This window comes from Chitinophaga sp. LS1, assembly GCF_034274695.1.
GTDB lineage: Bacteria > Bacteroidota > Bacteroidia > Chitinophagales > Chitinophagaceae > Chitinophaga.
Map to the genome: position 1 here is coordinate 5,798,583 of NZ_CP128362.1, position 12,140 is coordinate 5,810,722.

10 protein-coding genes are annotated in these 12,140 nt (G+C 46.0%); 9 read left to right on the plus strand and 1 reads right to left on the minus strand.

The features are described from left to right. Positions 1–46: 46 nt before the first annotated feature. From QQL36_RS24000 to QQL36_RS24015, 4 genes are all read left to right on the plus strand, one after another. Positions 47–1,960 carry an amylo-alpha-1,6-glucosidase gene (locus QQL36_RS24000; RefSeq protein WP_321567037.1) on the plus strand — a complete coding sequence of 638 codons (1,914 nt, stop codon included), beginning with the start codon at positions 47–49 and terminating at the stop codon, positions 1,958–1,960. 81 nt (positions 1,961–2,041) lie between these two features. Beyond that, the gene (locus tag QQL36_RS24005; RefSeq protein ID WP_321567038.1) at positions 2,042–3,802 is read left to right on the plus strand and encodes a DNA polymerase III; all 1,761 of its coding nucleotides are present in this window, start codon (positions 2,042–2,044) and stop codon (positions 3,800–3,802) included. 1 nt (position 3,803) lies between these two features. Further along, positions 3,804–4,634 (plus strand): universal stress protein, encoded by an 831-nt coding sequence (locus QQL36_RS24010; protein ID WP_083729579.1) that lies wholly within the window; start codon positions 3,804–3,806, stop codon positions 4,632–4,634. 32 nt (positions 4,635–4,666) lie between these two features. Continuing rightward, a complete protein-coding gene (locus QQL36_RS24015) occupies positions 4,667–6,187 on the plus strand; it encodes an alpha-N-arabinofuranosidase (RefSeq protein ID WP_321567039.1) in 1,521 nt (506 codons plus the stop codon). A 173-nt stretch (positions 6,188–6,360) separates the two neighbouring features. Here the strand turns inward: QQL36_RS24015 and QQL36_RS24020 are convergent, their stop codons facing one another. Then, complete coding sequence (locus QQL36_RS24020) at positions 6,361–6,576, minus strand: YwbE family protein (protein WP_072357996.1); 216 nt, start codon at positions 6,574–6,576, stop codon at positions 6,361–6,363. A 71-nt stretch (positions 6,577–6,647) separates the two neighbouring features. On the opposite strand from QQL36_RS24020, the gene QQL36_RS24025 reads away from it, so the two are divergent. The 5 genes from QQL36_RS24025 (at position 6,648) to QQL36_RS24045 (ending at position 12,099) form a co-directional block, all read left to right on the plus strand. Further along, positions 6,648–7,361 (plus strand): thioredoxin family protein, encoded by a 714-nt coding sequence (locus QQL36_RS24025; RefSeq protein WP_321567040.1) that lies wholly within the window; start codon positions 6,648–6,650, stop codon positions 7,359–7,361. A 493-nt stretch (positions 7,362–7,854) separates the two neighbouring features. Continuing rightward, complete coding sequence (locus QQL36_RS24030; RefSeq protein ID WP_083729575.1) at positions 7,855–8,211, plus strand: YciI family protein; 357 nt, start codon at positions 7,855–7,857, stop codon at positions 8,209–8,211. A 214-nt stretch (positions 8,212–8,425) separates the two neighbouring features. After that, the gene (locus tag QQL36_RS24035; RefSeq protein ID WP_321567041.1) at positions 8,426–9,667 is read left to right on the plus strand and encodes an RNA polymerase sigma factor; all 1,242 of its coding nucleotides are present in this window, start codon (positions 8,426–8,428) and stop codon (positions 9,665–9,667) included. A 27-nt stretch (positions 9,668–9,694) separates the two neighbouring features. After that, positions 9,695–10,705: an MBL fold metallo-hydrolase gene (locus tag QQL36_RS24040; protein ID WP_321567042.1), complete on the plus strand. Its 1,011-nt coding sequence runs from the start codon at positions 9,695–9,697 to the stop codon at positions 10,703–10,705. A gap of 551 nt (positions 10,706–11,256) precedes the next feature. Next, entirely contained in the window at positions 11,257–12,099 is an 843-nt protein-coding gene (locus QQL36_RS24045) for a glycoside hydrolase (protein WP_321567043.1), read from the plus strand. Positions 12,100–12,140 lie beyond the last annotated feature (41 nt).

Below are 12,140 nucleotides of genomic sequence, written 5' to 3' on the forward strand. Positions count from 1 at the left end.
AACGTACAATAAACGTATCAAAGATCATTATTACAAAACGGAGACCATGCGCACGATTTATGACCGTTCACAACTGAACGACCTGGCTTTTTCCAACAGCAAAGAATTTCTCGCAGTAGCCGCAAAAGGAAACTATGCGGCAGGTACAATCGCAGGTTGTAACACCCGCAAGTACCACGGCCTGGTGGTAGCCCTGCAACCCCAAATTGACGAAGACCATCATGTGCTGCTCGCCAGTCTGGACGAAACTCTAATTGATGGCGATCACACCTACGACCTTAGCATTCATAAATACCCAAACATCTATGCGCCGGATGGGACACAGTATATGGCTTCGTTTACAGCCCAGCCCATACCTTCCTGGACATTTGAATGTGGAGAGAATACTATAAGTAAGGAATTGCAAATAGATGATGAAGGCAGTTTAACGATCCGTTATACACTTACGAAAGCCAACGGCCCTCTTGTTTTGCGCTTACACCCTTTATTAGCTTTCAGAAATATGCACTGGGTACGCAGGGCCGATGAACACGCAGATAAGACCGTGCACTATATAAACGACGGCATCAGTATGCAGCTATACCCTCAGTATTCATCCCTCTTTTTACAAATGACCGGAGATGCAGTATTCAAAGAAGCCGGTTACTGGTACTACAATGTAGAATATCCTATAGAACAGGAAAGAGGATATGAATACCAGGAAGACCTATACGGTCCCGGGTATTTTGAAGTCACCTTACACCCCGGTCTTGCTGTGATTTTTTCAGGTGCGATCACGGAGCGCCAACAACTGGTATGCAGAGCGCCGAAGCCCGTAACCCAAACTACAAAAGAATACCTGCTAAAAGCTGCCTCGCAGTTTGTCATTCATACTTCAGGTGGTTTAAGTATCAAAGCTGGTTACTACTGGTTTGGCAGCTGGGGAAGAGATACCTGTATTTCGCTGCCAGGACTGACTTTTTTAGCCGGAAATCCAGGCGCCTTCTCCAGTATCATGTCATTGCTTCGCGTGCTCTTAAAAGACGGATTATTGCCCAATACGGGCAATCTGAGAGATGAAAGCAAGTATGCCACTGTAGATGCCTCCATGTGGTTCGTATGGGCCTTGCAGCAATACGCCATTCACGAGGTAGGCGCCGCTGCTGTCTGGAACATATATGGCGATCTGCTGAAAGATATTTTGTATCATTACCGGTATGGTACCGCATTCAATATTCACATGGAGCCTGATGGTATGATCAGTGCGGCTTATCCCGGCAAAGCACTGACATGGATGGATGCCGTGATCCTTGATACCCCCATTACACAAAGACCCGGAAAACCTGTAGAGGTAAATGCACTCTGGTACAATGCCGTTTGCTTTTGTGTCAATGCTGCCCGCGATGCGGGAGATAATGTTTTTGTACAGGAATGGAGTGAATTCCCTGCTCTGATCGCCACCGGTTTTGTAAAATGCTTCTGGGATGACAACCACCAGTATTTAGCAGATGTGGTGCATGAAAATATACCTGACTGGTCCATACGACCCAATCAGATCTTTGCCGTTGCATTGCCTTATTCACCTTTAAATGAGGTACAACAAAACGCAGTTGTAGCTATTGTTAAAAGAGAACTGTTAACCCCAAGAGGATTACGTACCTTATCTCCACAAGATCCTAATTACATCGGGCATTATGGCGGTAGTCAGCTGGAACGTGACCATGCTTATCACCAGGGAACTGTGTGGCCATGGTTACTGGCGCACTATGCCGCCGCCGTATTAAAGACAGCTGGAGATGCCGGTAAGGAGGAATTGAAGGAATTATTTAGCCATGTAGAGAGTGCACTGGAAGAATGTTGCCTGTACTCTATTCCCGAAGTGTATAATGGAGATGCCCCCCATGCAGCGGGAGGTACGGTGGCACAGGCATGGAGCGTGGCAGAATTTATCCGTTTTGAAAGGCTTATTTCGGGCGCCTGACAACTATCATTTTCCCCTTTGACCATACTCATTGCCCACCGGCGTTTATATGCGAACCTTTGTGTATAAACCCTCCTTGTTATGTACACCGATGTTTATCAGCCTTCGCCACCAAATAATGTCGCTATTGCGGATATCTTCCACCACATAGCTGCCTGCTACAGGTATATGGGTAAAGACCATTATGATCAGGTCCAGGCCTATGACCGCGCTGCCACCTGCCTGCGCCGCCTGCCTGTAGACATTGAAGTATTCAGATCCCGCCTCCGGGAATTAACCGGCCTGACAGACGTGATCCGAAACGAAATCACGGAATTCCTCGACGCTGGCTGTATCCAACACTATCAACGCTTTAAAAATAAAGTCCCCTTCGAACTGCTGGACCTGCTGGAAATAAAGGGTTTTGGCCCATCAACTGTAAAATTACTGCATGAAACCTGCGGGATCCAGAACAGGGATCAACTCATCACCGCCCTGCAATATGGCAGACTGGACGATGTAGGCGAAATCAGCCCTGTCAAACTCGATCTGCTCAAACGCAGTTTCAAATTACATAAATCTTCCACCAACCGTTTACTGCTTTGGGATGCCATGCTGCAAGGCCATGAGATCCTGCGTGTTCTCCGCCTCGTCAAAGGCGTTGCACATGCGGAAATAGCCGGTAGCCTGCGCCGTGGCTGCGAAACCATCGGCGACCTGGACATGGTATTGCAGGTGGAAGAACCTGACCGCGAACAGGTCACTACACAGATCGTGCAGTTGCCACACGTGGAAAACGTCGTGCTCCATGGCAGAAACAGGATCTGTGTAGTACTCTACAATAATACACAACTAGACATCAGGATGGCCGGTGCTACCGCTTTTGGGGCAAGCTGGCTGTATTACACAGGTAGTCGTGAGCACCTGCTCCACCTGAGCGATCTGGCCGAACAAAAAGGCTTTATCCTTTCTCCGGAAGGCCTGTTTGACACCATGTGCAACTATGTAGCCGGTGCCAGCGAAGAAAGTATTTACCAGGCCCTCGACATTGCCTTTATTCCTGCTGAACTGCGGGAAAGCGGCAAAGAGATCCGTCGCGCAGCACGGCATATGTTGCCACAGCTGCTGGCACACCACCAGATCAAAGGCGACCTGCGCATGCATGTGGATGAACACCTGCATGACAGTATTGCCACGACGGCTCATTACGTCATGAATGCCTTTCCTCATTATGAATACATTGTAGCAGCTGCACACGGCGATACTCAGGACAAGAAAGGATTAGCTGCATGGATCAGCAATATAGACCGCATTAACGAACAGATAGGATTCTCTTTCCTGAAAAAAGGGCTCACCGTAGAAATCTTACAGGATGGCACACCTGCGCTGCCCGGTTCTCTGCTACAACAATTTGACTGGGTAACCGGTATCGTGCTGAATGATACCGAAAAGGAAATCACCCAGCGCCTGCTCACCGCCTGTGAACATCCATATATCCACTGCATCGGCAATCCTTCCAACAGGATCATTGGCAAGAAGAAACCTTCTATTGTAAACTGGGAACTGCTGTTTGAAAAAGCTGCTGCTACCAACACCGCACTGGAAATAAATGCACAACCATGCAGGATGGACCTGCGCGATGAATGGGTGAGGAGAGCAGTGGAGAAAAAAGTATACCTGGCTATAGGTAGTTGTGCCGCTATTATGCGACAAGTTGACTATATGCAGCTAGGTGTTACACTAGCCAGGAGAGGCTGGTGCAAATGCGAAAATATTCTGAATACCATGCATTGGGAGGCAATCGAAGAATTTAAGACTGCCCGGGAAAATGCATTATCGCTCACAAATATAAAACACGTGTGATATGAAAACGATTTTATTGGTGCTGAACGGCCCTAACATGGCAAACACCATTGCTTTTGGCTGCTATCTGTCAGGTATTACCAGAGCCAGACTGGTGGGGGTATTCCTGTGTGATAAGATAAGTGAAACGACTTCCGCCCTGAAGCAGATGTACGGTTTTAGCTATGTAGAATCTATACTGGCTGAAGACCTGCCGGAACGCACCCATGACAGAATGGAACAACAGATTGGCCTGTTCAAGGAAACCTGCCGCAAGAAAGGGATCAACGCCACCATGTATTCTAATCAACGGGTTACTTTAAAAGAAGTATTGTCAGAAAGCCGCTTTGTAGACCTGATCCTGACGGACAGTGTGTTCAGCACCGATCAGTCCAGAGAAGGCCTGCCAGACAATATGCTGAAGATACTGCTGGCCGGCGCAGAATGTCCTGTGCTGATCACACCTTACAAACCTACACCGATTGAAGAAATCGTGTTCTGCTACGATGGCAGCGAAGCGTCCTTCTTTGCCATGAAACAACTGGTGTACCTGCTGCCTGAGCTGGACGAAGTGAAAGCCACAGTGCTGGAAGTAAACACCGGTCAGGCTATAGAAGAGAATGAACAGATACAGGTATCCGACTGGTTGAGCAGACATTATAGCTATACTGAGTTTGTCATCGTAAATGGCAAACCGGCGGAAGAATTATTCCATTACCTGGCGCCTAAAAAGAACACCTTAGTTGTGATGGGCGCTTATGGCCGGAGTATCCTTTCCCGCTTCTTCCAGGAAAGTAAGGCGGATAAGCTGATTCAACGGCTGGCGTTCCCGTTATTTATTACTCACCATTAAGAAAATACAGAAAGCATTATTATTTTAGTGAAATGAATAATAATGTGAACCGTTTTTCCCGCAGGGTTTTTCTCAAATCTGGCAGTGGCGTGATGGCCGGGTTAATGATACCGGCAACTGTGAAGGGTCTTTTTGCCAAAGAGAAAGCCAGTATAAGCGTGGATGTGAATGAGGTCAGGGGCATCGTTTGCCCGGAAATATACGGACAGTTTATAGAGCACCTGGGCAGGGCTATTTATGGAGGTATCTTTGATGAAGAGACGAATAGTTTTCGCAAAGATGTACTTGAAAAAGTGAAGCCACTCAAAGCCCCCCTGATGCGCTATCCCGGTGGTACGGTGACAAAGACCTATCACTGGAAAGATGGAATTGGTCCTGTAGATAAGCGGCCCGTAAGACGGAACCTGATCTGGGGTGGGGAAGACAGTAATCATTTTGGTACGGACGAATTTATGAAATATAGCGCTGAGATAGGCGCAGCGCCATTCCTCACGGTGAATATGAATACCGGTACAGCAGAGGAGGCGTCAGACTGGGTGGAGTATTGTAATGCCAATGGCAACAGTTACTTTGCCACACTACGTAAAACGAATGGACATGCAGCACCCTATAAGGTTAAATATTGGGGGCTTGGAAATGAAGAAGCGGCCAAAGAGGATGTGGGGTTGTTACAAAACCCTGACGACTATATTAAAAAGGCCTGGTATTTTGCAAAGTTGATGAAATTGCAGGACCCGGAAATCAGTCTGGTGCTGGTGGGGGATAATGATGAGTGGAACAGAAAGGTCCTGCAGGAAATGCATCCCATATGTGATTATATCTCCCTGCACCTGTATGCAGGTTCACAGCCGGGGAGACCGGCTACCTTGTTCTCTTCGATTGCTTCGATGGAAAAGAGGATTGAGGAAACGGCGCAGCTTATAAAGGAGATTGCCCCTGAAAAAGTGGAAAACTTTAATAAGTGGTATCGTTTTCCCAGCAGGCAGAAGCCGGTGAAGATTGCGCTGGATGAGTGGGGGATATGGGAGAATGGTGGCACAGGTAATTATGGGTTGGAGGTGAAGTACAATTGGAACCATGCACTGGGAGTCGCTACATTTTTTAATATTTTTCACAGGCATGCGGATGTGATTGGAATGGCTACGTGGGCGCAGACGGTGAATGTGCTGGCGCCGGTTATGACGGATCAGACAAAGGTATTTGTGCAGACGGTGTATTATCCAATGGTGATGTATAGGCAATTGTGTGGAGGAAAGAGTGTAGGTGTAAAGGTGGATGGACCGGTGAATGATGGGATTCCGGCACTCGATGTTGCTGCCACTGTTAATGAGGATATATTAACGATTACAGTAGTGAATAGAGATCCTAAACAGGATATTGATATCGCATTAAATAAGAACGGGAACTGGAAGGTGTATGTGTTGAATGCACCGGGGATAGAATTGGAGAATACATTTGATAAGGATGTGGTTTCTCATAAAGAAACCACGCTGAAAGGGAGCAATTATTCAGCCCCGGCACACAGTATTTCTTTCTTACAAATAAAGATATAAGGTGGCCGGAGAACTATGCCAAACCCTTCGCAGAAAATTACGTTTTCCTTTGGGGAAGTAATTTTCAGCGAAGGATTTGATGTTTTATTCAATTCAAATCAATTTTTGTCTCGTCCGGCTATAGGTTTACACCTTGGTGAGATAATCCTGATTTTAGTTTACACCAGGTTTTATCAATCCAGATCGGGATCCGTATCCAGCACCTGTACTCTCCCCACCTGCCCATCTTCCAGCCTCACCTTTATCCCCCTGGAATGAAACGCCGCTGATGTCAGCAAATCCTGCACGATCCCATAAGTTATTTTCCCACTCCGCTGGTCTTTCTTGAGAATGATCCCCACTTCCAACCCCGGATAAATGTCTTTTCTATATTGTCCTTCTGATTTCATAAAATAAAATTAAATCCTTTGTCCGGATTTTCCATTTCTCTGTGTCATTAAGGAAATAAAACCCACACAATATGGAAAATCGTATCGTATCGCATGCTGAATGGGTCGAAGCCCGCAAAGCCTTTCTGGTCAAAGAAAAAGAATACACCCACCTCCGCGACCAGCTGGCAAAAGAGCGGCAGTCGCTGCCCTGGAGAAAAGTAGACACAAACTATGTATTTGACGGCCCCAACGGTAAAGTGACCCTGTCAGACCTGTTTGAAGGTCGTAGCCAGCTCCTGGTGCAGCATTTTATGATGGGACCGGAGTGGAAAGAAGGGTGTATCGGCTGTTCCTTTATGGCGGACCATGTACCGGGTACCCTTCCACACCTGAACAACCACGATGTTTCTTTTGCCGCTATTTCAAGAGCGCCCATAGACGCTATTGAAGCTTTCAGAAAGCGGATGGGGTGGAACTTTCCCTGGGTTTCCTCCGGGCAGAACAACTTCAATTTTGATTATCATGTATCATTTAAAAAGGAGGATACCGTATATTACAATTACGAGAATAGTAAATTTGGTGGTGAGGAATTGCCGGGTATCAGTGTATTTTACAAGGATGAAAGCGGGCAAATCTTTCATACCTATTCCTCTTATGCCAGAGGCAATGAGGAATTGCTGGGGACTTATGTGATACTGGACCTTATGCCTAAGGGGCGGAATGAGGAGAATGGGTTGCAGGATTGGGTGCGCCATCACGATAAATATGAAGTGGTGAGCGAACATAAATGTTGTCACTCATGAGGGGGAATTGCGAGGCCAGTGGTGGGGAGTCGTACGTGAAGAATTGCGATTCCGGTGGTGTGTCGTCAATCATGAAGAATTGTGATTCCGGTAGTGTGCCGTCATACGTGAAGAATTGTGATTCCGGTGGTGTGTCGTCAATCATGAAGAATTGTGATTCCGGTAGTGTGCCGTCGTACGTGAAGAAGTGCGATTCCGGTAGTGTGTCGTCATACGTGAAGAATTGCGATTCCGGTAATGTGTCGTCAATCATGAAGAATTGCGATTCTGGCGTGCTATCACGAATGAAGTGTAACTGCCGCCCCATTCGTATGCTCCTGCCAGGTATCCTTCTCATATTAATACCCAAGTGCCCCCTTTGCCTGGCCGCCTGGATCGCCCTTGGTACCGGTATCGGTATTTCGTTTACAGTGGCCACCTGGCTTCGCTGGGGCCTGATTGCAATGTGTATTGTTTCCCTTTGTTATCTTATATTTAGAAGTACTGTTCACTTATGGAAAAATTCATGCTCCTCATCAGGGAAGACCTGCAAAAGTTAAAAGAATACACAGACAAAGACAGGGATTATGGTATCAAAGAAATGACAGCATGGGTGGAAGGCCTCGCTGCCACAGGCAATTTTGTAGGAGGTGAGCCTTTATGGACCGAAGGCCGGTACGTTACTAAAGATGCCATTATATCCGATGGCCCATTCATTGAAGCCAAAGAAGGTGTAAGTGGTTACATCCTGATCAATGCAGAAAATCTGGAACAGGCAGCTGCGCTGGCGCAAACCTGTCCAATCGTACAGCGGGGAGAGCTTGAAATAGAAGTAAGACCTATCATGGTGACAGATTTCCCGAATGGTTGATCCATATAATTCAAAGAATGGTTAAGCCATGTAATTCCGGAAAGGTTGATCTAAATAATTTCCCGAATGGTTGATTCATACAATTCAAAGAATGGTTAAATCATATAATTACGGAAAGGTTGATCTAAATAATTCCCCGAATGGTTGATCCATACAATTCAAAGAATGGTTAAATCATATAATCCCGGGAAGGTTGATCCATATAATTCCCCCAATGGCTGAACCACTTAAAAACGTGCAACAGGAAATAGACCATTTATACAAACAACACTTTGGCAAAATGGTCGCTTCCCTGTTGCGCTTCTCAAAAGACATAGACCTGGAAACAGCAGAAGACCTTGTTCAGGATGCCTTTGCAGCTGCATTATCCCTCTGGGAAAAGCAGCTGCCGGATAACCCCGCCGGCTGGATTTTCACCGTATGCAGAAATAAAGCATTAAACAAACTGAAAGCGGATAAAAAATTCCTTCGCCTTCACCAGGCGCCGGAACCTGCTCCGGAGTTGGTATCCCCAGCCATCACCTTTTCTGCTGAATTTCCGGACGATGAACAGCTTCGTTTACTATTTGCCTGCGCTCATCCCGACCTGGCGCCTAAAGTACAGGTCGTGATCACCCTGAAGTATGTGATCAACTTCAAAGTAGCCACTATTGCCAGTCTGCTGGGAATGACCATCGATGGGATAGATAAATTGCTACTGAGGGCCAGACAAAAGATCAGAGAAGAAAAGCTCCTCCTTATTCCCCCCGCACCTGAAGCCATGCAGCAGCGGTTACCCATCGTACACAAAATCATTTACCTCATTTTTAACGAAGGCCACACTTCTGCAGAAGGAAAGGAGCTTTTAAGAGAAGACCTTTGTGAAGAAGCCCTGATCCTTAATAAAGCGATTTTAGATAGCCAAATGGGCAATATCGACACCCTTGCCTTATATGCGCTTATGTTGTTAAATGCCGCCCGTTTTAAGGCCCGTTTTGATGAAAATGGAGAGTTGCTGGACCTGGAACAACAGGATCGTTCATTGTGGAACCAGGACCTGATAAAATTGGGAGACTATTACTTTCATCAATCGAAAGGATCACTGCTTTCTTCATATCATATTGAAGCATACATTGCCTGGCTGCACAGCACGGCCACATCATTTGCAACGACTGAGTGGCAAACGATCGCGCAATTGTATAAACAGTTATTACCAAATCCATTTGTAGAATTAAACTATGCGATTGCATTGTATTATGCCGGCGAGGTGAACAATGCATTTACCCTGTTAAACAACTTGCAACGCTCCCCATTTATGAACAGTTATTACCTGCTGAATGCCACACTTGGCAAACTCTATATGCAAGAAAATAATCATGCTCAGGCCGCCGTATATTTTTCTAAAACCCTTTCCCAGACAAGATCTTCAGCAGAAGCAAATTATATCAGGAAGATGTTGTCAAAGTTAAATTTGTAGACATTATCTTTAGGCATATTTAAATCTATGGAAGCAATCATGGCAGCCGGTTACGTGAACAATGTAGCATTGGAAACGATTATAAAAGATGAAGACTGGAAAGGAACTCCGGTTGATGCACGTGGACGTTATGTAAATCTGAAACATCCATACTCCCCGTCATTCATGGAAGTACTCCGCTGGAAGATGAAAGAAAACCCTTTCAAAGCGGAGAAGGAAAAACTGCGCTGGAAGCCTGAAGTATTGACAGATGCAGCCTGGCGGAATGGAGATGATGATGTGATTGCATGGCTGGGCCATTGTACGTTCTTTATTCGCATAGGCGGTGTTCGCCTGCTGACCGATCCTGTATTTGGCGATATCCTCGCAGTGAAAAGAGTGTCTCCGTTTCCAGTGAACCCGATTCTATTAACCAAACTGGATTACATCCTGCTCTCTCATGATCATCGTGATCATTGTGATAAACCTACATTGCAACGGTTAGCAAGGAACAACCCGAAAGCGACTTATCTTACGGGATTGGGCATGGAACCTTTATTAAAGGAGTTTACCGGTTCAGAACTGATCCAGGAAGCCGGTTGGTACCAGCAATACCTGACAGAAGATGTGAAGATCACGTATGTGCCTGCACGCCACTGGGGCAAGCGGGGCGCTTTTGATACCAACCGCCGCTTATGGGGTGGGTTTGTAATAGAGTCTGCGCAACGTCGTATTTATTTTGGTGGCGACAGTGGGTATGATACCCATTACCAGCAATTGAAAGAAGTGTTTGGTGGATTTGATTATGCTTTGCTGGGTATTGGTGCGTTTGAGCCGGAGTGGTTCATGCATCCGGTACATCAGTCCCCGGCACTCGCTATTAAGGCCATGGAAGAACTGAATGCAGGGCATGCCATTCCTATGCACTTTGGAACTTTTGATTTGTCTGATGAGCCACTTGATATGCCGCTAAAAGTGTTTAAACAGGTTGCTACAGCGCACGGATTGGAAAAGCGGATCAAGCCGCTCCGGATTGGCGAAGCTTTGCATCTTGCCTGATGCCTGATAAGAGGTGTTTTAATTCATTCAGCAACTAAGGAATTAATATGCTGCACTTAAGCATGAAGACCTGTAGTACCTGTGTAATAAGGCTGCTGTAAGAATGAATAAGGTTCATATTTAAGCGGATTGGCGAAGCTTTGCATCTTGCCTGATGCCTGATAAGAGGTGTTTTAATTCATTCAGCAACTAAGGAATTAATATGCTGCACTTAAGCATGAAGAACTGTGTAGTACCTGTGTAATAAGGCTGCTGTAAGAATGAATAAGGTTCATATTTAAGCGGATTGGCGAAGCTTTGCATCTGGCCTGATGCCTGATAAGAGGTCTTAATTCATTCAGCAACTAAGGAACTAATATGCTGCACTTAAGCATGAAGAACTGTGTAGTACCTGTGTAATACCTGTGTAATAAGGCTACTATTAGAATGAATAAGGTTCATATTTAAGTAATCAGGGTTATAATACTGCTATTCCCCCACGGGAAAATGGCGTATCATTGAGTGGTACAGGTCACAGGAGCATTTTGTTCATCCATAAACCTTTCCACTCTATGAAAATCATAACTGTAGTACTGCTAGCTTTAAGCATCCCTTTTTTAACTTCCTGTGGTAAGCAATGGCAGGAGAAAGTCCCTGCCGCCGTCAGCGCGAAAACCATCGCTGCTGCCGAAGCAGCCGAAACATGGGAAACGGTATTAGATGGCAATTCATTTGCCGATTACACAGCTTTTGAAGCTGCATGGAACTACCTTTATCCATGGGGCTCCGATCATAACGGTACTGCACGTATGTATGGCAGCAGTACAGATCACAACCACATTTACCTGAACAACGGTGTGCTCACTATCAAAGCGGCAAAGATCACCTGGGACGAGGGCACCAGCACATCCAGTCCTTATCTGGCCATTCATTATCATTCAGGTGCAGTCAATACAAAAGAACATGTGCTGGTCAATGACCAGTTTCCCAACTGGGAAGTAAAATGCGATTTTCAGGTACCTACTGTTACCGGCTCCTGGCCAGCTTTCTGGCTCACCGGTGTGAACAGCTGGCCTCCTGAAAGCGATATCATGGAGTTCAAAGGAAGCGCTACCAACTGGCAGAACACTTTCAGAACATCCTCCGATGTATCCAGTACTTTGACCACAGTGTCTTCACCAGGTAGCTGGCATACTTACCGGGCATGGATCACGAAGGTAAGTGATACCAATGTAGACATTCACTACTATATAGACGGTGTATGGAAAGCGGTACACAATGCCAATTTTGTAGGCAAACCACTGTATGTGATCATTAACATGCAAATGGAAGGATCCAGTGGAACACCCGGGCCTACGGCAGATACGTACCTGTATGCGAAGAATATTTATATAGGCCGAACACGTACTTATTAATTTACGCTACCTGTGACCTGTACATCTTACCTTTCAGGTGA